The organism is Marinobacter similis, from assembly GCF_000830985.1.
Lineage (GTDB): Bacteria > Pseudomonadota > Gammaproteobacteria > Pseudomonadales > Oleiphilaceae > Marinobacter > Marinobacter similis.
In genome coordinates, this window is the sequence record NZ_CP007151.1 from 178,537 (window position 1) to 201,121 (window position 22,585).

The window sequence follows — 22,585 nt, forward strand, 5'->3', positions numbered from 1 at the left end:
GGTAGAGGGAGCAAGCCATATGGATGACATGGCGTTTCAGGATATTTTCAATCGGCTCTACGGTTATTTGAGAGAGTCCGATGTGACAATGACCAATGACCGTTTTCGGCAGCTTTTACTACTGATTGATGACGCCATTGAATCTGTGTCCCAGAGAGGCGACGACGCAACGAGTGCTGTACTGAATGCGGCCATGGACCGCATGGAGGACTATTTCCCGGCAACGCGGGTCGCGGTGGCTGCTGCGGCTCCGCCGCTGAAGCGGGGCAGTATAGGCTATGCGCGTTCGCCAGCAACGGGAGAACAACGTGGATCCCACTGAGAGCCCTCGTTGGCGCCGTGTGGCCATGGTCAGGAGATCCCTGATGGCACTGCTGGTGTTCGGCCAAACTGCCGTCGCCGGATACTATCTGTTGTGGATCCTGCCCTATCATGGCCATACCCCTCTGGAGCTGGGGCTCCTTTTTCTCTTTGCCATTCTGTATGCCTGGATCGCCGTCGGTTTCTGGACAGCAGTCTGGGGCTTCGTCATTAGAATCACCGGTGGCGATCGCCACTCTCGCCTTAAGCGCCATTCCGATGACGAACTGGACGCCACACCTCTGAAGAAAACGGCGGTCATACTTCCTATCTACCATGAGCCAGTCCGCTGGACTCTGGATGGTCTGAAGGCTGTCTATCAAGATATCGCGGACCAGGGCCAGCTGGACAGTTTCGAGTTCTATATTCTCTCTGATAGCCGGAATCCGGATGTCTGGCTGGAAGAGCAAGTGGCCTGGAGCGACTTGATCCGGGAGTTGGGTGCTGAAGGGCGGATTTTCTACCGGCGCAGGCCAGTCAACCTTAATTTCAAGAGTGGCAATGTGGCGGACTTTTTGCGCCGTTGGGGCCGTTGGCACAAATACATGATCGTATTGGACGCCGATAGCCTACTTAGTGGTCGTACGCTGGTGCGCATGGTTCGGTTGATGGAGCGTGAGCCCCGCATTGGCATCCTGCAAACGAACCCCAACGTCATTAACGGACAGTCCTTGTTCGCGCGTATCCAGCAGTTTGCCAACCGGTTTTATTCGCCACTATTTGCCACCGGCCTGGCGGCTATCCAAATGGGTGATGCGGCGTTCTGGGGGCACAATGCCATCCTGCGTATTGAGCCGTTCATGAAGCATTGTGGATTGCGCAAGCTCCCGGGACGCGGCCTGTTTGGCGGCCCGATCATGAGTCATGATTTCGTTGAGGCCGCCTATATAGGGCGCGCTGGCTATGAGGTCTGGCTGGAGCCGAACCTTGGCGAAAGTTATGAGGAATCGCCTCCAACTTTGGGCGACGAATTGGCCAGGGACAATCGATGGGCTAAAGGTAACCTGCAACACCTCTGGATTATGTTGCGAGAACCGGGGATTCGGTTTGCCCACCGAATGGCATTCCTGAACGGCATCATGGCCTATCTCGCCTCGCCACTGTGGCTGGCGTTTCTGATACTGACTAGCATTGAAGCGGCTCAAATGACGCTGGCGCCGATCGACTATTTTCCTGAGGGGCATCAGGGGCTGTTTCCGCTTTGGCCGGAATGGCGACCCGAGTGGGCCCTGGGTTTGGCCTTGAGTACTCTGATGCTGCTGTTCCTGCCAAAATTCCTGGCGATTTTCGATTCTATGATCCATCGAACGACGACATCGTTTGGTGGACTACCTCGCTTGCTGATCAGTGTGTTCGTCGAGATCGCAGTCTCGGTTCTGCTGGCGCCGATACGGATGTTGGCCCATAGCCGGTTCGTTATCGCAGCTTTGCTTAATCTGTCGCTGAAATGGGCCGGACAGAATCGCACCGACGAGATGACCTGGTCGAGTGGCTTTAGATCCCAGTTGCCTGCAATGGCAGTGGGTGCCAGTTGGGCGGGGTTCGCCTGGACGCTTGATCCTCTGTTCTTCTTCTGGTCCTTACCTGTGGCTGTGCCATTGATATTGTCAGCACCAACGTCAGTTCTGCTTAGCCGCCAGGCCCTTGGGATTGGCCTGCTTAATAAAGGAATACTGATGATTCCAGAGGAGCGGCGTCCAATCTCGTTGCTTACCCGTGCCCGGGGTTATCGATCGGAAGAGCGGCCAGCGACTGTTCTGACGCCTTTCCAGCAGGCAGTGCTGGTTCCAGGAATAAACCAGGTCCATCAGTCATTGGGACGAGATGCTAGTAATGCGGTTCGCCAGACCAGGCTACATCGGCTCCGTGATCGTTGCGTAGAGCAGGGACCTGGTGCGCTCACCAATTCGGAAGTGGCGCAGATTGCACGCGATAAGGCGACGTTGAGAGAGCTTCACCGTATGGCCTGGAGAACGCCAAAAGACAGTTACTGGGGGCGGATTATTCAGCTCCTGACCAGCACGGCAGCGAACCAGAAAACATAGATAAAGGTGTTGGGAATCCGTTGCGAACGTTTCAGGTTTCGATATTGGGAGATTGTAGAAATGGATCGACGACTTTTATTGCAGCTTTTTGCGGCGGGTGTCGGAATTCAAGCCCTTCCGGCCGGTTTTCTGTACGCAGCTGGAAAAGAGGGCAATGCAGGCTACGGCGAGAGCAAGCCATTCAGTTACGAATGGCTTAAAGGGCATGCCAGGCATCTTGCAGCGCAGGATTTTCGATCCAAAAAAGGAGAACTGCCGCAATCTCTGAAGGATCTGTCCTGGGATGACTATCAGGCGATACGGTTCAGGCCCGAGCATGCCCTGTGGAGTGACGCCGCATTACCCTATCAAATACAGCTCTTCCATCTGGGACTGTATTTCCAGACCCCTGTAAAAATCCATGAAGTCGTCGACGGTCAGGCCACTGAGCTTGCTTACGATCCGGAGTATTTCGAGTACGAGGGCGAGCAGCCGCTGGGAGAGCTGCCTTCCAATCTGCTTTGCCGGTTTTCGACTGCATCACCACAGTGACTTCCAATACGACCTCGCCGCGTTTCTTGGGGCAAGTTATTTCAGGGCGGTGGGCAAGGAAAAGCAATATGGCATGTCGGCGAGAGGGCTGGCGATTGATACAGCCAGCCCAGAAGAAGAGGAGTTCCCCCGATTTTCGGCATTTTGGTTGGAAAAGCCCAAGCCGGGGGCTCGTGCATTAAGAGTCTGGGCTCTGCTGGAATCACCGAGTGTTACCGGTGCATATGCTTTCGTGTTGGACCCAGGCGCAAACTTTGTCATGGACGTCGATGTCGCCCTTTACCCACGGAAGCAACTGGATCGGATAGGTATTGCGCCTTTAACAAGCATGTATCAAGTGGGCGAGAACGATCGGCGCATGGGCTATGACTGGCGTCCGGAAATCCATGACTCCGACGGCCTCTCAATCCGCACCGGTCATGGTGAATGGATCTGGCGGCCATTGGTCAATCCAAGGGAGTTGAGATACAACAGTTTTGTTGACAATAGTCCAAAAGGATTCGGGCTGCTTCAGCGGGACAGAAATTTTGGTCACTATCAGGACGACGGCGTTTTCTATGAGCGTCGGCCTAGTCTTTGGGTAGAGCCGAAGAACGAATGGGGGGCAGGGCGCATTGACCTGGTTGAGATCTCGACCGTTGACGAAACCTTCGACAACATCGTCGCGTACTGGAACCCGGAGGAAGCCCTGAAACCAGGGACTGAGTACCTGTTCGGTTATCGTCTGAATTGGGGAACCGAGTTGCCATTGGGCACGGGGGAGTTGGCGACTGCACGCGCAACCCGAACTGGATTGGGTGGCGTTGTTGGCCAGGAGCGCGAGTACTTCTCTCGCCGGTTTGCTATCGATTTTGCCGGTGGGATGCTCGAAATGCTCGGAGACGATGCCGGGATAGAGCCTGAAATATCGGTTAGCCGTGGTTCGGTGGAAATAACGTCTGCCCGCCCGCTGGCATCTATTAAAGGGTATCGGGTTATGTTCGATCTTGTTCCTGATGATTCCCTGGAGCCAATCAACCTTTCAGTGGTGCTCAAGGTTGGCCAGGAAGTGCTGACTGAAACCTGGGTGTATCAGTACTCGCCACCCCCTATGGATGAGCGCAAACTGTATTGAATGACGAACTGATATGTTAACAATTTATTCGGTTCCAATCGCTGCTTTGTTGACAATAACCGATGCGAGGAGTAGTTTTCTCGAAATTACTTCGGTTTTGTTGACAAAGCATGAGAGAAAATAGCCCTCCGGTATACACAAGAGCTGATGAAGCGTTTGATTGTCTGCAAACGGCAATCGTAAAAGGTGAGCTCGCGCCTGGCGAAAAAATCGGCGAACTTGAGCTTTGTACCCGCTTTAATCTTACCCGTGGGCCTCTTCGGGAGGCGATTGGTCGCCTGGAGTCTCGTGGTCTATTAGTACGAAGGCCCCATGCCGGTGTCAAAGTGGTGGCGGTAAGCGCTGCCGAACTCCTTGAGCTCTATCTAATTCGTGAGAACATGGAAGGTTTGGCTGCGCGCCAGGCTGCCGAACGGATGACCGACAGCGAAATCGCTGATCTGCAGTCTACCCTGGATGCCCATGAACAAATGATCGACGAAGCCCAGGGACAGGCCTACTATCAAGCCGAAGGGGATTACGATTTCCATCACCGGATCGCCACCGGTAGCCGCAATACCAAACTGGCCCAGATGCTACTGGGCGATCTGTATTACATGGTGCGAATGTACCGTTACCGGTTAAGCACCTCAGCCGGGCGCCCCCATCGTGCGCTCGGGGAACACCGCCGTATCGTCGAAGCCATCGCCCAGCGCGACGGCGAACTCGCCGAATTTCTGATGAAAAGACACATTAACGCTGCTCGCCGAAATATTGAAAAACAGATTCAAGATGGCGTGTTAACTATCTGAGTTAATTCGAGCCAACTAATTCGAACGAAGAGGAAATGCACTATGTCCAGCAAACTATCTCCGGGCGCCCGTTTCCGGAAAGCCCTGAACGAAAATAAGCCGCTCCAGATTGTTGGAACCGTCAATGCCTACAGTGCAATGATGGCTCAGAAAGTAGGGCACCAGGCCATCTATCTGTCCGGTGGCGGTGTGGCCAACGCCTCTTATGGTTTGCCGGATCTCGGAATGACCACGATGAACGACGTGGTTGAGGACGTTCGCCGGATTACTGCAGCCAGTGATCTGCCGCTGCTGGTGGATATCGACACTGGCTGGGGCGGTGCTTTCAATATTGGCCGCACCATTCGGGAAATGGAACGTGCCGGTGCTGCTGCTGTCCATATTGAGGACCAGGTTGCCCAGAAGCGCTGCGGACACCGGCCCAACAAGGAGATCGTATCCCAGGAAGAAATGGTCGATCGCATCAAGGCGGCCGTCGACGCCCGTGAAAACGATGATTTCTTCATTATGGCCCGCACCGATGCGTTCCAGAAGGAAGGCCTGGATGCCGCCATTGAGCGCGCGAAGGCCTGTATCGAGGCCGGGGCAGACGGTATCTTTGCGGAAGCGGTTACCGAACTTGAGCACTACAAGGCTTTCTCTGAGGCGCTAGACGTGCCGATTCTGGCAAACATCACCGAGTTTGGCGCCACGCCTCTGTATAACCGCAAAGAACTGGGAGAAGCCGGCGCTGACATGGTGCTCTATCCGCTGAGTGCTTTCCGTGCCATGAACAAGGCGGCCCTGACGGTTTACCAGAACATTCTGGACAAAGGCGATCAGAAAGATGTCGTTGACCTCATGCAGACGCGGATGGAACTCTACGATTTCCTGAACTACCACGAGTTTGAACAGAAGCTGGACCAACTCTTCCAGCAACAAAAAAACTAATTCGATACGTGACTGATGATCATCTTGAGATGAGGGAGAGGAACAATGGCTGAAGCGAAGAAACTCGAAGGCGCTGGTCTGCGCGGACAGGTAGCTGGCCAAACGGCGCTGTGTACTGTCGGCCAATCCGGAGCGGGCCTGACGTATCGAGGTTATGAAATCGCCGATCTGGCCGAAAAGGCGCAGTTTGAAGAAATCGCTTACCTGCTTTTAAGGGGCAAGCTGCCAAATCGTCAGGAGCTGGACGCCTACAAGCAGAAGCTGCATAGCCTGCGTGGTTTGCCGGATGCGCTGAAGACTGTACTGGAACAAATCCCGAAAGACGCCCATCCGATGGACGTCATGCGGACCGGTTGTTCTATGCTGGGCAACCTGGAAACGGAAGCGGATTTTTCCGAACAGGATGACAAGATCGACCGTATGCTGGCGGCCTTCCCATCCATCATCACATACTGGTACCGCTTCGCCCACGAGGGTGTGCGGATCGAAACCGACAGTGATGTAGATTCCATCGGTGGCCACTTCCTGGAACTGCTTCACGCAAAAAGCCCAGCGAGTTGCATGAGAAGGTGATGAACGTGTCCCTGATCCTGTACGCGGAGCACGAATTCAATGCGTCCACCTTCACTGCCCGCGTTTGTGCCTCCACTCTGTCCGACATCCACAGCTGCGTGACCGGCGCCATCGGTACCCTCCGTGGGCCGTTGCATGGTGGTGCTAACGAAGCCGCCATGGCGCTGATTCAGAAGTTCCAGACAGCGGACGAGGCGGAAGAAGGCCTGATGGGTATGCTGGCTCGGAAAGAGAAGATCATGGGCTTTGGCCATGCCATCTACAAGGAATCCGACCCGCGTAATGCCATCATCAAGCAATGGTCCAAGAAGCTGGCGGATGAAGTCGGCGATACCGTGCTTTACCCGGTGTCGGTCCGTTGTGAAGAGGTGATGTGGCGCGAGAAAAAACTGTTCTGCAACGCCGATTTCTTCCACGCATCGGCGTACCACTTCATGGGAATCCCGACCGAGCTGTTCACGCCTATTTTTGTGATGTCTCGGGTTTCCGGTTGGACCGCACACGTGAAAGAACAGCGGGAAAACAACCGCATCATCCGCCCCAGTGCTGAATACACCGGCCCGGCGGACTCGAAGTGGGTGCCCATCGACGAGCGTCCATAAGACGGGCAGGGCGCTCTCCCGCGAGTTGAGGAGAGCGCCGGTTTCCGCTCACACCTTCGATTTTCCGATATGAGTTTCTGGCCATGAATACTGACTACCGCAAACCGCTACCGGGCACCGACCTGGATTATTTCGATACCCGTCAGGCTGTTGAAGACATTCAGCCGGGGGCCTACGAAAAGCTTCCTTACACCTCGAGGATTCTGGCAGAGCAGCTGGTTCGCCGTTGCGATCCCGAGATGCTAACTGACTCCCTGAAACAGCTGATCGAGCGCAAGCGGGATCTGGATTTCCCGTGGTATCCCGCCCGCGTGGTGTGTCACGACATTCTTGGTCAGACCGCCCTGGTCGACCTGGCCGGTCTCCGGGACGCGATTGCGGAGAAGGGCGGCGACCCAGCCAAAGTCAACCCGGTCGTGCCAACGCAGCTGATCGTCGACCATTCGCTGGCCGTCGAACACGCGGGCTTCGAGAAAGACGCGTTTGAAAAGAACCGGGCGGTTGAAGACCGTCGCAACGACGACCGGTTCCATTTCATCGACTGGACCAAGACCGCGTTCGAAAACGTGGATGTGATTCCACCGGGCAACGGCATCATGCACCAGATCAACCTGGAGAAGATGTCTCCGGTGGTGCAATCACGCGGCGGCGTGGCGTTTCCGGATACCTGTGTGGGTACCGATAGTCACACCCCGATGGTCGACGCGCTGGGCGTTATTTCTGTAGCGTCGGTGGCCTGGAAGCGGAGAGCGTTATGCTCGGCCGAGCATCCATGATGCGTCTACCGGACATAGTTGGTGTTGCGTTGACGGGCAAGCTGCGCCCGGGTATCACCAGTACGGACATGGTACTGGCACTGACCGAATTCCTGCGTAAGGAACGTGTGGTCGGTGCTTATCTTGAGTTCTTTGGCGAGGGCGCCGACAGCCTGACGGTTGGCGACCGCGCAACGATCTCGAACATGACGCCAGAGTATGGTGCTACCGCCGCTATGTTCTATATCGATGGCCAGACCATTGATTACCTGAAACTGACCGGGCGCGAAGATGATCAGGTTGCGCTGGTCGAGAACTACGCCAAGCACACAGGCCTGTGGGCCGACAGCCTGAAGTCCGCGGAATACGAGCGGATTCTGACCTTTGATCTTTCCACAGTTGAGCGAACCCTTGCCGGACCGTCCAATCCCCACGCACACCTGCCCACCTCCGAGCTGGTCAAGCGTGGCATTGCCGGCGAATGGGAGCAGGAAGAGGGAAAGATGCCGGATGGTGCGGTCATCATCGCCGCCATCACCAGCTGCACCAACACCTCGAACCCGCGGAACATGGTAGCCGCTGGCCTGATCGCCCGTAATGCAAACAAGCTGGGCCTGACCCGAAAGCCCTGGGTGAAGTCGTCACTGGCACCGGGCTCCAAAACGGTCAAGATGTATCTGGAAGAAGCCGATCTGCTACCTGAGCTGGAGAATCTTGGCTTTGGTGTTGTTGCCTTTGCCTGTACCACCTGCAATGGCATGAGTGGTGCGCTGGATCCGGAAATCCAGAAGGAAATCGTTGACCGCGATCTCTACTCAACGGCTGTTCTGTCCGGCAACCGTAATTTCGACGGCCGTATTCACCCCTACGCCAAGCAGGCGTTCCTGGCATCACCACCGCTGGTTGTGGCGTACGCGATCGCAGGCACTATCCGCTTCGATATTGAAAAGGATGTTCTGGGTTACGACCAGGAAGGTAATGCGGTCACTCTGAAAGACATCTGGCCGAGCGATGAGGAAATCGACTCCATCGTTAAAACCAGTGTTAAGCCGGAACAGTTCCGTAGTACCTACATTCCGATGTTCGACATCACCCGTGATGCTAACGCCAAAACCAACCCGAACTACGAGTGGCGTCCGCAGAGCACGTACATCCGCCGCCCGCCTTATTGGGAAGGTGGATTGGCCGGGGAAAAGGCGCTCAAGGGCATGCGTCCGCTGGCGATCCTGCCGGACAACATCACCACCGACCACCTGTCGCCGTCCAACGCCATTATGATGAACAGTGCGGCGGGTGAATACCTGCACAAAATGGGCGTGCCGGAGGAAGACTTCAACTCCTACGCGACCCACCGTGGTGACCACCTAACGGCGCAGCGTGCCACCTTTGCCAACCCGAAACTGTTCAATGAAATGGTTCGGGATGAAAATGGCAATGTGAAGCAAGGTTCGCTGGCGCGAGTCGAGCCCGAAGGCAAAGTGACGCGCATGTGGGAAGCAATCGAAACCTACATGGAGCGCAAACAGCCGCTGATCATCATTGCCGGTGCCGACTATGGTCAGGGCTCCTCCCGTGACTGGGCGGCCAAAGGCGTTGCCCTGGCGGGCGTTGAAGCCATTGTTGCGGAAGGGTTTGAGCGAATCCACCGGACCAACCTGGTGGGTATGGGCGTTATGCCCCTTCAGTTTGAAGACGGCACAACCCGTCAGACCCTGGCGCTTGATGGCACCGAGACATACGACGTGGAAGGTACTGCCGCGCCGAAAGCGGAAATGACGCTGGTTATTCATCGTAAAAACGGCAGCACCGAGCATGTACCGGTGATCTGTCGCCTGGATACCGCTGAGGAGCTCTCCATCTATACCGCGGGCGGTGTTCTGCAGCGGTTCGCTCAGGACTTCCTGGAGGCGGAGGGCGCCGCATGAGCCATCCAGCGCAAGTAAGAGTTCCCGCCACGTACATGCGTGGCGGAACCAGCAAGGGCGTGTTCTTCAGGCTTCAGGACCTGCCTGAGGCAGCTCAGGTGCCGGGTGAAACCCGGGACAAGCTGCTGCTGCGGGTTATCGGTAGCCCGGATCCGTATCAGAAACAGACCGACGGTATGGGCGGTGCAACCTCGAGCACCAGTAAAACGGTGATCCTGGCCGAGCCGACGCAGCCGGACCACGATGTCGACTACCTGTTCGGGCAGGTGTCCATCGATAAGCCGTTTGTGGACTGGAGTGGCAATTGCGGCAATTTGACGGCTGCCGTCGGCGCCTTTGCCATCAATGGCGGGTTCGTGTCCCAGGACCGGATCCCCGAGGATGGCTTTTGCACGGTTCGTATCTGGCAGGCGAACATCCGGAAAACCATTGTTGCCCAGGTTCCGATCACCAATGGTGAAGTGCAGGAAACCGGTGATTTTGAGCTGGATGGGGTGACCTTTCCCGCAGCCGAGGTCCAGGTGGAATTCATGGACCGGCCGATGGCGACGGGGCGATGTTCCCAACGGGAAACGTGGCCGATGATCTGGAGGTTCCGGGTGTCGGAACCCTGCGCGCCACCATGATCAATGCCGGTATCCCAACCATCTTTGTTAATGCCGAAGACATTGGGTACACCGGTACCGAATTGCAGGACGCCATTAATGGCGACCCCAAGGCTCTGGCCATGTTCGAGACCATTCGGGCTCACGGTGCGCTCAAGATGGGTCTGATTGGTCATGTGGACGAGGCAGCCGGCCGACAGCACACACCGAAAGTGGCGTTTGTAGCTGCTCCGGTCGACTACGTGTCTTCCAGTGGCAAGCAGATCAAGGCCGGAGACATTGATGTCCTGGTGCGTGCTTTGTCCATGGGCAAACTGCACCACGCCATGATGGGAACCGCTGCTGTAGCGATTGCAACGGCTTCAGCCGTGCCAGGAACGCTGGTGAACCTCGCTGCTGGCGGCGGCGATCGTACTGACGTCACCTTTGGCCACCCCTCGGGCACTTTGCGTGTGGGGGCCGAGGCCAGCCAGGTAAATGGTCAGTGGACGGCGACTAAAGCGATCATGAGTCGCAGTGCCCGAATCCTGATGGAGGGTTGGGTAAGAGTGCCAGGAAATTCCTTTTAAACGTTGAATGCTTAAATAAAAAGGGCTGGTCTAGAGACCAGCCCTTTTTATTTTATGTCTAAGCACTTTGAATTAGCAGTTTCTGGCCAACCTCTTGCGAGCGGCAAATCCCAGCAAAGCGAGTCCGAACAGGGCCAGCGTTGAGGGCTCTGGAACCTGGAAGGCTCGAGCTTTAATTAGACCCCCAAGGACAGCTTTGTTGTTCCGTTTCTCCTTGGTCCAGAACTCGCTCGCTAACTCACTATCATAGAAAAATCCCGAGAGGTCGAGATAGTAGGCTGTGTTTCCAACGACGAATTCCTCCGAAGAACCTTCATTGCGGCTGAAAGTTACCCGGTCGGCGCAACCGAAATAATTTACACCTTGTCGGTTATTACCGCCATTAGCACACATGCCGCTTCGGGGATGGTTTTTAGTTTCCCAATGCTCGAAATCGAACACGGATTCAATCGTCTTTGATGCCCCATCGATCAGAAGCGTGGTTGAAACGAGCAGAGAAGCCGTTTGCAGACTTGAGCCAGTAATTGGGTAGTTGTAATGGAGGAACTTGCCCAAAGCGAACGGGCTGTTTTCTTCAATCTCAAAGCTGGGCGGTGCGTACCCCTCAAACGAATATCCACTCTGTCTACCACGATAAGTTGGGTTTCCCCACTTGATTGTATCGGTGCCAATACCTGAAACGCTGGGGGATCCCGGAGTGGCGGCAGTCCAGGTCCCACTAACATCCGTGGCGTAGATCGCTACTGACGAGGCGGGCATCGCAAAGAATAGTGTCGAAATCAGAACAGACATAGGAACGAGTATATTTTTCATGATTTGGCTTCCCTGTTTTCGGTTCTAACACCAATGTCTTTTCCTTTCTAAAAACCCTAAAGCGCTTGAGCCTCGGATATCCCTCTCAAGCAAGGAACCAACCAAGTTTTCATTTTTTCGATATATCAATAGGGTACAAAGTAAGGGCAGAGATTAGGAGCGGTAGGTCTCCATTAAATGTAAAGAATATAGACACTACTTGAACGATTAACGGGCTCGGGCCCGGGTGCTGTAGGTTGTTTGACCGTCTAGGCTAGGCTTTAAAGTGGGACAAAACAGAACAGGGAGCTATTACCATGTCACAAACCTTTGATTTCAATGAGCGACCGGATTACGACGAGGTTTTGCAGTGGATCGCAAACTACGTCCTCACCTATAGCATTGACAGCGAAGAAGCGTGGAATACGGCACGCTATTGCCTGATGGACACAATTGGCTGTGGAATGCTTGCGTTGCGTTTTCCTGAGTGCACCAAGCACCTTGGGCCGATGGTAGATGGAACGATCGTTCCTAATGGAGCCAGGGTTCCTGGAACTTCATTCCGCCTTGATCCGGTGAAGGCGGCTTGGGATATCGGCTGCATAGTTCGTTGGCTGGATTTCAACGACACCTGGCTCGCAGCGGAGTGGGGCCACCCCTCCGACAACCTCGGTGCGATACTCGCGGTTGCCGACCACCTCTCGCAAAAGCAGATTTCCGAGGACAAAGCGCCCCTGACAACGCGAACTGTGTTGGAAGCCATGATTATGGCTCATGAAATTCAGGGTGTGTTGGCATTGGAGAATTCGTTCAATCGTGTGGGACTGGATCACGTGGTGCTGGTCAAAGTTGCATCCACTGCCGTGGTCGCGAAACTCTTGGGTGCTAATCGTGAGCAGCTTCTTTCGGCCCTGTCGCACGCCTGGGTTGATGGACAAGCGCTACGAACCTACCGGCACGCACCTAATGCCGGATCCAGAAAATCCTGGGCTGCAGGGGATGCTACCTCCCGAGCTGTGCGGCTGGCGGATATCGCCATGCGTGGTGAGATGGGAATACCAGGAGCTCTTACCGCCCCTCAATGGGGGTTTTACGATGTGTTGTTCAGCAAAACCAATAAAGACCAAAAACTGAAGCCTGACTCTCTAAGAAAATTCTCGATTCCACAGGAACTCGGTTCTTACGTGATGGAAAACATCCTCTTCAAGATTTCTTTTCCGGCGGAGTTCCACGCCCAGACGGCCGCTGAGGCAGCGGTTTCACTCCATCCGGAGGTTCGGGATCGACTGCAAGACATTGACAAAGTTGTAATCACTACTCATGAGTCCGCGATACGCATCATTTCTAAAGTAGGCAAGCTTGCCAATGAAGCCGACAGGGATCACTGCCTGCAATACATGACTGCAGTGCCACTAATATTCGGCGAATTGACTGCTGAGCACTACGAGAATGACTTCCACGAGGGGCACCCGGCCATCGATGAGCTCCGTAACAAAATGGAGGTGATTGAGGATGAACGATTCACTCGAGAGTACCTAGAGGCCGATAAGCGCTCTATAGCTAATGCGGTTCAGGTGTTTTTTAAGGATGGCAGCCATACCGAGCAAGTGACGGTAGAGTATCCCCTAGGTCATCGGCGCCGCCGTGAGCAGGGGATTCCTCTCCTGAAGGAAAAGTTCAGGAAAAGCCTTGAAACCCGGTTTCCATCGCAGAGATGTGATCGCATTGTTGATGTTTTTCAAGACCAAAAAAAGTTGGAGTGTCTGCCAGTAAATGAATTGCTTGAGCTTCTAAAGGCGTAATCAGGTGCTGAGCTTTTAGCCGGTTGCTTATTGTTGCTCGTAATAAAAAGTCGAAAAATTTTACATGCACTGCAGAGGTGTTTTCTAAGCCAATGAAAAATATAAAATAATTAGTTGGCCCCTTACTTGCTTTCTAACATTTGTCCACTCAACGAATTACAGGGCAGAGGCAAGGGAACTAACATGAAGAATATTTTCGCAGCGCGATTCGCAGGTATTGCATTAGTATCAGCTTTATCAATGTCCACAGCTAATGCGGCATTGATTGATGTATCTGTGAGCGGACCTGGAAAGGCAGCAGCAGAAGCAGCCGAAGCCCAATTCTTCTCATATTTAACATCCTCGACTACCGAAACATTTGAAGGTTTTACTGCAGCCTCCAACTCAACCGGTCAATCCTCTGTCATCAATACATCTGTTGGCAAGTTCGAACAGTTAGCGGCAGGTGGCAACGGAAGCGCTGCTTGCAACGATGATGGGTTCAGCTGTTCCGCTGGCCTGGCGGTACTGAATGCGGCCAACAGTCCTTTTGGGGGGCGTTTCCCCATGCCCCATGAAACCGACAATAAGAATTGGCTCGACAGCATGGATTCCAGAGAAATGAAGTTTTCCATTGCGGGCATGTATAAAGCTGTTGGCTTTTACATTACAGACCCTAACGACGTCGGCGGCCTTTTCGATATTGTTTTTGAGGATCAGTCAGCAGTAACTTACAACATGAATGACATCTTCACAGGCGCTCAGTCGAATGGAGCGGCCTACTATTTAGGCTTCACAAGCGATGTAGCGATTGCGAGCCTGGTATTCCGATCAAACCACAACAACGATGGTTTCGGTATCGACAATGTGACTATCGGCAAGGTGCCAGAGCCTGGAACACTCGCTCTGTTGGGGTTGGGCTTGATGGGCATCAGCCTTATACGCCGTCGTGCCCAGTAATATGAGAGTGACCGGAGTGTCACTTCAAAAAACCCCCTGATCAAGGGGGTTTTTTTCTGTCAGAAAAATTTACACCTACTTGAGAGCTAGGCTGATCAGAGACCGATTGAGGTTTACAGCTTTTGGATTACACTTTCCAAAGAATAAGATTTCCGATGCAGGACGCTCGGCAGAGCAGTATGAACGGCACAAGGAGTCGACGTGGCCCACGTCAGATTGTTCAGACACTATATTCATCTACCTTTCATCATCCTGGGTCTGATCGACCTCGTCGTTTTGGTATGCGCTTTTAGCCTTGCGGCTTTTTTCCGTTTTTTTGGAGATGTGACGTTCTTCGTTCAACACATTGGATACGTTCTACCTGCGGCGATTGTATTTGGCTTCTTTAACCTTCTGGTGATGATCTCGCTGGCTGTTCATCAGTCTCGAATTGAAGAGGGTATGACAGGCATGATGTTGCGCACCATCATGTCGCTGATTTTAAGCCTGCCTCTATCCGGCTTGTCCTATTTAATGGCGCCCAAGTGGCTTTGGTACCTAGGTACAACTGATGTGCTGACCACTGCGTCAGTATTCGGTTTTTTTCTTTTAGGCATTGCCAGAACTCTTTTCTTTGGCATGGTTGGAAAGGAAACTTTCAAACGGAGAGTACTGGTGCTTGGAGCAGGCTCTCGTGCTCGGCAGTTGCTTGACGATTTGCAATCTCCTCTCAGCAGGAAGGGATTTACCTTACGGGGGTTTATTCCGATTGCAGGTGAGTCCGTGGAGATTGAAGCCGAGCACCTCGTACAACCCCCTCGTACGCTCCGAGAGTATGCGTTGGAGCATCGAATTACTGAGATCGTGGTTGCGGCTGATGATCGCCGTAAGCATCTGCCAATGGACGATTTGCTGGAATGCAAGATGGAAGGGGTCCGAGTTGTGGACGGTGCCAATTTTTACGAAAGCGAATCCCGTAAGGTAGCACTGGAAATGATAAGCCATGGTTGGCTTGTTTTTTCAGACGGTTTCACTGTGTCGACCGTGTCTGGCTTTAGCAAGCGCGCATTGGATGTGCTGGCTTCAGGCTTACTGCTCATTGGTGGTTTGCCCTTGATGGTTTTCACTGTAATTGCTATCAAAATCGAGGATGGGTTAAGTGCCCCAGTTTTTTATAGCCAAGAACGCGTAGGCCTGAATGGAAAGGTATTCAAAGTGCACAAGTTCCGTTCCATGCGCGCGGACGCAGAAAAAAACGGTGCGGTGTGGGCCCAAAAAAATGATAGCCGCGTTACACGCGTCGGAGAGTTTATCCGTAAATTGCGAATCGACGAGCTCCCACAAATTTTTAATGTACTTAACGGCACCATGGCCTTTGTTGGCCCGCGACCTGAGCGACCCGTATTCGTAGAAGAGCTGGCAAAAAAAATTCCCTACTACAATGAACGCCATAGGGTGAAGCCGGGAATAACCGGGTGGGCTCAGCTGTGCTTTGCCTATGCTGACAGCGAAGAAGATACTCGCGAAAAACTTCGCTATGACTTGTATTACATCAAAAATCAAAGCCTGCTTCTGGATTTGTTGATTATAATTCAAACAGTGGAAGTCGTGTTGTTCAAGAAAGGGTCACGGTAGTTTCGGAAGTCAGTTTCTTCCGAAACATTGAAATCAGCAGGGATTAACAAAGAGAGTATGAAAATGTCATGGACGCATTTCCCTATGGGACTGGTAGTTCTTTCAATGGTGGTAGCCGTGTTCACAGGGTGCGCTACGCCTACTTCCTCTTCACCTGAAAAAATTCAACGCGCGTTGGCAATAGATGTCCGGGACAGTGTTGACCAGTACATCCTCGGTGCAACTGACGTTGTTCGTGTCTCCGTATGGCGAAATCAGGATATAAGTATTTCGGTTCCCGTACGCCCTGATGGAAAGATTTCTGTACCTCTTGTTGGAGATGTGACAGCTAGTGGGAGAACACCCGAGCAGTTAGCCGCTGCCATCCGGGAGTCGCTTTCACAGTACATTCGTGAACCTCAGGTAAGTGTGGTAGTCACTTCCATGGGCAGTCATGAGTTTACTGACCGGGTTCGAGTTACCGGTGCAGTTCGGCAACCACTATCGATTCCTCACAGAAGTGGTATGACCGTGTTGGATATGTTCCTTAATGCTGGTGGGGCAAACGAATTTGCCGCACTGAACAACACGATGCTGTATAGGAAGTTCGACGGTGAGGTTGTAGCCATACCAATCATGCTGGACGACATACTGAACAAGGGGAAGATTCGGACGAACTACCCAATGCGGCCGGGAGATATTCTGTCAGTTCCTGAACGTAATTTTTAACAAGGTTTGTTTATCGAGACTAATGTCAGCCAGGTGAGACTATGGCTTTACCTCTTTCGCATTTGCCGAATGAAATTCTTCGAGAGCTCCGGGATCGAAAATGGGCCGCTTTGATCATGTTTGTGTTAGTCAGTTTTGCGGTTTTGGGAGCTGGTTTCTTCTTCCCCTACAAGTATAAATCTGAAGTCGTCATTTTCGTGGACGATCGAAATATTATTGGCCCTCTCATGGAAGGCCGTGCTGTGACTACTAAGATCAATGATCGGGCATCCGCGGCCCAGGAACTTCTTATGACAAGGAATGTTATTGAGAAGATTGCGAGGGACCCCTCAGTGTTCCCGAATGCCTCAATGACCCCGGCAAGCATAGAACAGCGTATTGCGCGCGTTCGTGGTGGTTTGTTTGTTCAACCTCGTGGTGATAGCTATTTCAGTATTGGCTTTTCCGCTGATTCGCAAGTTGAGTCGTTTTACGTTGCTCAACGCCTTGGGCAGCTCTTCATCGCTGAGTCTAATCAAAGAAAGAGAACAGAAAGCCAAAGTGCTTATGATTTCATCGATAAGCAGGTGAAAAGTTATGAAATTCAACTTGCTGAAGTAGAGAACAGTCTCAGGCTGTTCCTCTCAGAAAACACCGATGGCACTGAGGCTGAGGCCAATGCTCGCTTAGCCCAGCTCCGAAATCAGCTCGAGTTGGCAAAGCTTGAAAAAGAAGAGTTAATGGCCCGTGTTGGTTCGCTGCAGAATCAACTGTCGGGAGTGAGTCAGACAGTTGCGCGAGGCAAAACGGAGGATGGTTACCGTGAGAGGATCAGAGCTCTCGAAGAGCGCCTTGACAGCCTAAGACTTCAATATCATGACACCTATCCTGACATCGTCATCCTCAGGGAGCAGATCGCCGAACTTCGAAAACAACGCGCGAAAAATTTGGGGGCGCGAGAGCGCGTTGACACCGTGCCTGAACAAGAGGGTGCTGTGAACCCTGTCTTCCAAGAGTTAAGCGGGGTTTTGTCGGAAGCCCGTGCCAATGTGGCGACAGCCAACACGCGCATTTCATCGCTTGAACGTTTGATCCAGCAACAGAATGATCGAATGGAGCGTATCCAGGAAAACAAAGCACAATATTCGGAACTGACTCGTGACATGGAAGTGAACCGCGAGATTTACGACGATCTTCTTAAACGTCGAGAAAAGGCCCGGGTCTCGATGCATCTGGATATCGAGGGGCAAGGGCTTAACTACCGAATCAATGAATCGGCTCAATTCCCCAACCAGCCATCTGGGCCCCGGTTCTCTGACTTTGCGGCAGCTGGCCTGTTTCTCGGGTTACTGGCGCCGTTCGGGACGATCGCTGGTTTTCTGCAGATTGATCCGAGAATCCGTGCCAAAAAGCAGTTGGAAGACGATATCGGTCTGCCGGTGTTAGTGGAAATTCCTTTTGTTCGAACACCATTCGAAAAACGACGAGACAGAAAAGTAACTGTACTAATCGGTATTTTCGCAGTGCTTGCGATTTCAGCGTATATAGCTGTGGTCGTAGCTGCCCAATTTGGAGTCATTTGATGACTGACTGGAAGGATGACCATATTGGAGCAAGTGCGCCTGAATTAAAGGGCAGGCGACAAGTGCGGGGCAATGGAAATAAAACGGACGTTGAGGAGCATGAATTCTTCGGACGCCGAAAGGAAAAACTAAAGAAAGAGCTCGGGCATATAGAAGCGGATGACTCTCAATTGCTGGTGCCAAGTTCCCTTGAACTTGGCCCGGGTGCGGTCGACAAGTACCTCATCAGTAAACAAATAGTACGTATGCAGGAACCCCGCAAGCTCACGCCCGATGATCTTGATGAGCGTCGAATTATCTATCCTGAATCTCCCAACAGATCACTGGTTAACACATTCCGGAACCTCAGAACGAAGTTACTAGAGCTCTCTGGCGGAAACAATTTCACCTTGGTGGTCAGTGGTGCTTCTGAAATGGCGGGTTCTTCCTTTGTTGCACTCAATCTAGCGGCCGCTTTTTCATTTGATCAGGCAAAAACGGCTTTGGTCATTGACTGTAATCTGAGGGACCCTTCTTTGCACAGCCGTCTTGACGTGCTCCCGGAATCGGGCCTGACAGATTACCTGGAAGACTCCGACTATGACATCGGAAGAATTCTCTATCCGACGGGGATTCCCAGGTTGAGGTTGATTCCTGCAGGGAGTCGCCGGGAAACTCCGGCCGAGTTTTTCACTTCCTTCCGCATGAAGCAATTCCTGCAGGCGATACGCAGAAGGTATCCAGATCGTTTTGTCGTTCTGGACACAGCTCCTATTTCAGTGTCGCCGGATGCACGAATTCTTACAGAGCTCTGTGATTTCGGAATGCTCGTCGTGCCCCATGGAAAAATCACACCCTCTGCTGTGGAGCAAGCAGCAACGGCTTTCGATCCAGATAAGTTTGTTGGAGCAGTCATCAATGGCTAATCGGATGGGAGAAAGGATGCTCCGAACCCACAGCCTGTCTCTCTTTGCTTTCGTGCTTGCTTTTGCGCCCGTTGTGGGAGGCGCCCAGCTAGAGGTGATTGGTGGCCAGTCTTTAAGGCATTCCGACAATGCCCGAAAAGCCGCGACAAATGAGAAAAGCGATCAAGAGAGCCGGACCTATGTGATGGCAGCTTTCGTTTCAGATCCTGGTCGATGCAATGGCAGCTTTGAGGGGACCCTGGGCTATTCCTCATGGCTTGATGATGCCTACGGCAATGAAACTGATGCGAACATGGATCTTGAAAGCCAGTGCGAGCTGGCACGCAATTTTTTCTGGAGCCTAAACAATAATCTTCGTGAAGTCAGCCAAGACAGCACCCAGACTCAGACTCCGGAAAATAGAACACGCAAGAATCTATTCAGCACTGGTCCTCGCTACATGTGGCGTCTCGGGAGCGCTGACGCTCTCGTTTTTGATGCCAAATATGAAAATACAGAATTCAGTGAACCCGATGAGACGGATAGCGAGCGATACATTGGCTCCATGGCCTGGACCCGCCTGATTAGTCAGACACTGAGCGGCGGTATTTCTGCTGTTGCCAGTCGCACCGAGCTCGATTCGGGGGCAGATATCGACGTTAAAACCGTCAAGGTAACCTTTAACAAGGTTTGGCCAACCACTGTATTGTCAGGCTCCCTCGGGATTAGCGAACTTGAGACCAGCTTCGGCTCCACCTCCGAAACCAACGATGGAATTGTTGGTGAGCTGGAACTGACACGAGCACTCAATCCGAGTACCAGCTGGTATCTCAGGGCTGCAAGGGAATTGACAGATAGAACTTCCAGTTTCGATATCCGGTTTGACGATTTTGAGTTCAATCTCAATGAGAGCATAAGCGTTGAAACAACGGCATTGTCGACCGGCGTTGATAAGGTGTTTTCTGATCGAAGCAGCCTGAACGCAAGGGTTTTCGTCAATCAGACGGACTTGTTAGAGACCAACGAACTGGAAGAGTCAGCTGGTCTGGGTCTGCGTTACTCCAGATCGTTGAACGAATTACTGACGGCCTATACAGGAATCGACTACCGGTATTCCAGCTACGAACAGGATCAATCAGACGACGAAACGATCAATCTTGAGCTCGGCATTGACTACCTGATGAGCCGCGAGCTCAAGGTGTATGGAAAGCTGGGGTACGAGCAGAAGGACAGTGATGTCCCGACCCGGGAGTTCCAGGAATCATGGGCTCTATTTGGCATCGAGTACCGATTCCGTTAATCGCTGCAAGGCTAGGCAGGAGGCTTCAACCATGAAGGAAGGAATCGATAACGCGCTTACGATTGACGTGGAAGATTACTTTCAGGTTGCTGCGCTCGCAGAAGCCGTAAAATACGACGACTGGGCATCCATGGAATATCGCGCTGAAGCCAACACGGATCGGCTCCTTGGGCTTTTTGACAATGCTTCGGTCAAGGCAACGTTCTTTGTACTGGGCTGGGTCGCGGAACGTTCACCTCAACTGGTTAATCGTATAGCGAATGCCGGCCACGAAGTGGCCAGCCATGGTTATAGCCATCAGCTAATTTACAAGCAGACTCCTGACGTATTTCGTGAAGAAACCAAGCGTTCCAAGGCTATTCTCGAGGACCTGCTCGGCAAGAGAGTAACCGGTTACCGTGCTGCCAGTTACTCCATTACCAACGAATCCCGTTGGGCGCTCGACATACTTGCTGAGGAGGGCTTTACCTGGGATTCATCCATTTTTCCGGTTCACCATGATCGCTATGGAATGCCAGGAACACCGCGCTGGCCACACTCTTTAACCACCGATAAAGGCTATCACCTGGCAGAGTTTCCGTTGAGTACTCTTAAACTGCCAGGCTACACGTTACCCATTGCTGGTGGTGGCTATTTCCGGCTGTTTCCATACTGGTTCAGCCGGTGGGGATTGGGATCGATTAATCGCCAGGGCCAGCCCTTTGTGTTTTACCTCCACCCTTGGGAAGTGGATCCTGGCCAGCCGAGGCTCGATGTGAAATGGCTGTCCCGGTTCCGGCACTACAACAATCTTGATGTGTGTGAAGAGCGGTTGACCCACCTGCTCGGGCATTTTCGGTTTACGACCATGAGCGAGGTGCTCCGGAGCCTAGGGGTGCTAGACAAGAGCAGTGATGAATTACCAACTGAAAGCAGTAAACACGAGGTGGCAGCTGGAGCCGTCCTGAAACCATTCTGATGTGTCACGGAAGATAGACCATGTTGAACACCGTATTCTGGTTGTCATTGGTATTGCTTCTCTATGTTTACTTGGGATATCCACTATTGGTCCGGTTTCTCTCTGCTTTCATGCGGGCACCGGTTCGGTTCGATGATGGCCACAGGCCCTTTGTAAGCATCGTTATCGCGGCGTACAACGAAGCGGCGGACATCGCCGAAACGCTGCAGAACAAACTGGACCAGAATTACCCCTCAGATTTGATGGAAATTCTGGTGGTTTCTGACGAATCGGACGACGGCACGGACGAGATTGTTTCGCAGAAAGCCCAAGCCGCACGCTGTCCTATCAAACTCGTTCGCCAGGTACCCCGCCAGGCAAAACCTCTGGACTGAACCGGCTGATTCCGCAAGCCACTGGTGAAATCATCCTGTTTTCAGATGCCAACTCTCAATGGGATCCACAGGTCGTAGCTTGGCTGGCCAGTAACTTTGCCGATCCAAGCGTTGGCTACGTAACAGGGAAAATGGTGTATGTGAACGAAGAAGGTTCGCTTGTAGGCGATGGCTGCAGTGCCTACATGAAATACGAAAACTGGCTCCGGAAACAGGAATGCGGGATTGGTTCTATCGTTGGCGTGGATGGTGGTATTGATGCGATGCGCAAGAGCCTGCACACGCCGTTGAGGCCGGACCAACTGCCGGACTTTGTGCAGCCTCTGAAGGTTGTTGAACAGGGGTATCGGGTTGTTTACGACCCACGGGCGCTGCTTAAGGAAAAAACCAACCAGGAAAGTGCCAGCGAATTCAGCATGAGGGTGAGAGTAGGGTTGCGGGCACTCTGGGCTTTGAAAGACATGGCTCATCTGATGAATCCTCTCCGGTTCGGCGTTTTTTCCCTGCAGATGATTTCCCACAAATTGCTCAGATACCTGGCCTTCATTCCTCTGGTGACGTTTTCGCTGGCAACCCTGCTGCTGGCGCCACGAGGCGGATTCTACGTGTTGTGTTTTCTGGGATTGGTGGCGCTCTTCGGCTTAGGCTGGGTTGGACGAAAAAATGAGATCGAAGGGCGGCATCTGACATTCTTTTATGCCGTTCCCTACTATTTTTTGCTGTTGAACATCGCCTCCTTTCGCGCCCTCTGGGCGTTCATGAAAGGGGAGAAGAAGGTTGTTTGGAATCCAAGGAAGGGGTAGCGGATTGCAGTGAAAATCCTTCATTTGATCGACAGTGGTGGGCTATACG

The 22,585-nt window shown here is 52.8% G+C and carries 15 protein-coding genes and 5 pseudogenes; 19 read left to right on the plus strand and 1 reads right to left on the minus strand.

Going from position 1 to position 22,585, the window contains the following annotated elements; all coding sequences use genetic code 11:
• Positions 1-19: 19 nt before the first annotated feature.
• From AU14_RS00850 to prpF, 8 genes and pseudogenes are all read left to right on the plus strand, one after another.
• Positions 20-322 (plus strand): hypothetical protein, encoded by a 303-nt coding sequence (locus tag AU14_RS00850; RefSeq protein ID WP_041338222.1) that lies wholly within the window; start codon positions 20-22, stop codon positions 320-322.
• A 25-nt stretch (positions 323-347) separates the two neighbouring features.
• Positions 348-2,405 (plus strand): glucans biosynthesis glucosyltransferase MdoH, encoded by a 2,058-nt coding sequence (mdoH, locus tag AU14_RS00855; protein WP_052472129.1) that lies wholly within the window; start codon positions 348-350, stop codon positions 2,403-2,405.
• Between the two features lie 60 nt (positions 2,406-2,465).
• Positions 2,466-4,050, plus strand: a pseudogene (locus tag AU14_RS00860) (glucan biosynthesis protein).
• 110 nt (positions 4,051-4,160) lie between these two features.
• Entirely contained in the window at positions 4,161-4,841 is a 681-nt protein-coding gene (locus AU14_RS00865; protein ID WP_041338223.1) for a GntR family transcriptional regulator, read from the plus strand.
• Between the two features lie 42 nt (positions 4,842-4,883).
• Positions 4,884-5,771 (plus strand): methylisocitrate lyase, encoded by an 888-nt coding sequence (gene prpB / locus AU14_RS00870; RefSeq protein WP_041338224.1) that lies wholly within the window; start codon positions 4,884-4,886, stop codon positions 5,769-5,771.
• Between the two features lie 45 nt (positions 5,772-5,816).
• Positions 5,817-6,946, plus strand: a pseudogene (gene prpC / locus AU14_RS00875) (bifunctional 2-methylcitrate synthase/citrate synthase).
• An 83-nt stretch (positions 6,947-7,029) separates the two neighbouring features.
• Positions 7,030-9,626, plus strand: a pseudogene (gene acnD / locus AU14_RS00880) (Fe/S-dependent 2-methylisocitrate dehydratase AcnD).
• Positions 9,623-10,800 (plus strand): annotated as a pseudogene (prpF, locus tag AU14_RS00885) (2-methylaconitate cis-trans isomerase PrpF). Before acnD ends, prpF begins: the two co-directional pseudogenes overlap by 4 nt.
• Positions 10,801-10,872: 72 nt before the next feature.
• Here prpF and AU14_RS00890 read toward each other — a convergent pair.
• Positions 10,873-11,613 carry a THxN family PEP-CTERM protein gene (locus AU14_RS00890; RefSeq protein ID WP_094191112.1) on the minus strand — a complete coding sequence of 247 codons (741 nt, stop codon included), beginning with the start codon at positions 11,611-11,613 and terminating at the stop codon, positions 10,873-10,875.
• 296 nt (positions 11,614-11,909) lie between these two features.
• Between AU14_RS00890 and prpD the strand changes: the two genes are divergently transcribed.
• The 11 genes and pseudogenes from prpD (at position 11,910) to AU14_RS20120 (ending at position 22,536) form a co-directional block, all read left to right on the plus strand.
• Positions 11,910-13,394, plus strand: a complete 1,485-nt coding sequence (gene prpD / locus AU14_RS00895; protein ID WP_041338228.1) for a 2-methylcitrate dehydratase — start codon at positions 11,910-11,912, stop codon at positions 13,392-13,394.
• Positions 13,395-13,577: 183 nt separating this feature from the next.
• Positions 13,578-14,333 carry a PEP-CTERM sorting domain-containing protein gene (locus tag AU14_RS00900; RefSeq protein ID WP_094191113.1) on the plus strand — a complete coding sequence of 252 codons (756 nt, stop codon included), beginning with the start codon at positions 13,578-13,580 and terminating at the stop codon, positions 14,331-14,333.
• 201 nt (positions 14,334-14,534) lie between these two features.
• Positions 14,535-15,947, plus strand: coding sequence for a TIGR03013 family XrtA/PEP-CTERM system glycosyltransferase (locus AU14_RS00905; protein WP_041338233.1), 1,413 nt, complete (start codon positions 14,535-14,537; stop codon positions 15,945-15,947).
• A gap of 63 nt (positions 15,948-16,010) precedes the next feature.
• Positions 16,011-16,655 carry an XrtA/PEP-CTERM system exopolysaccharide export protein gene (locus AU14_RS00910; RefSeq protein ID WP_041338235.1) on the plus strand — a complete coding sequence of 215 codons (645 nt, stop codon included), beginning with the start codon at positions 16,011-16,013 and terminating at the stop codon, positions 16,653-16,655.
• Between the two features lie 41 nt (positions 16,656-16,696).
• Positions 16,697-18,217, plus strand: a complete 1,521-nt coding sequence (locus AU14_RS00915; RefSeq protein WP_041338237.1) for an XrtA system polysaccharide chain length determinant — start codon at positions 16,697-16,699, stop codon at positions 18,215-18,217.
• The gene (locus tag AU14_RS00920; protein WP_236744259.1) at positions 18,217-19,122 is read left to right on the plus strand and encodes a P-loop NTPase family protein; all 906 of its coding nucleotides are present in this window, start codon (positions 18,217-18,219) and stop codon (positions 19,120-19,122) included. Before AU14_RS00915 ends, AU14_RS00920 begins: the two co-directional genes overlap by 1 nt.
• Positions 19,037-20,401, plus strand: a complete 1,365-nt coding sequence (locus tag AU14_RS00925) for an outer membrane beta-barrel protein (protein WP_236744260.1) — start codon at positions 19,037-19,039, stop codon at positions 20,399-20,401. The genes AU14_RS00920 and AU14_RS00925 overlap by 86 nt, the downstream gene beginning before the upstream one ends.
• Positions 20,402-20,432: 31 nt before the next feature.
• Positions 20,433-21,359, plus strand: a complete 927-nt coding sequence (locus AU14_RS00930; RefSeq protein ID WP_052471902.1) for an XrtA system polysaccharide deacetylase — start codon at positions 20,433-20,435, stop codon at positions 21,357-21,359.
• Between the two features lie 20 nt (positions 21,360-21,379).
• Complete coding sequence (locus AU14_RS20110; protein WP_236744261.1) at positions 21,380-21,733, plus strand: glycosyltransferase; 354 nt, start codon at positions 21,380-21,382, stop codon at positions 21,731-21,733.
• A gap of 5 nt (positions 21,734-21,738) precedes the next feature.
• Positions 21,739-21,846: pseudogene (locus tag AU14_RS20115) on the plus strand (hypothetical protein); the annotation flags it as partial.
• A gap of 129 nt (positions 21,847-21,975) precedes the next feature.
• Positions 21,976-22,536, plus strand: coding sequence for a glycosyltransferase family protein (locus AU14_RS20120; RefSeq protein WP_236744262.1), 561 nt, complete (start codon positions 21,976-21,978; stop codon positions 22,534-22,536).
• Positions 22,537-22,585: the final 49 nt, after the last annotated feature.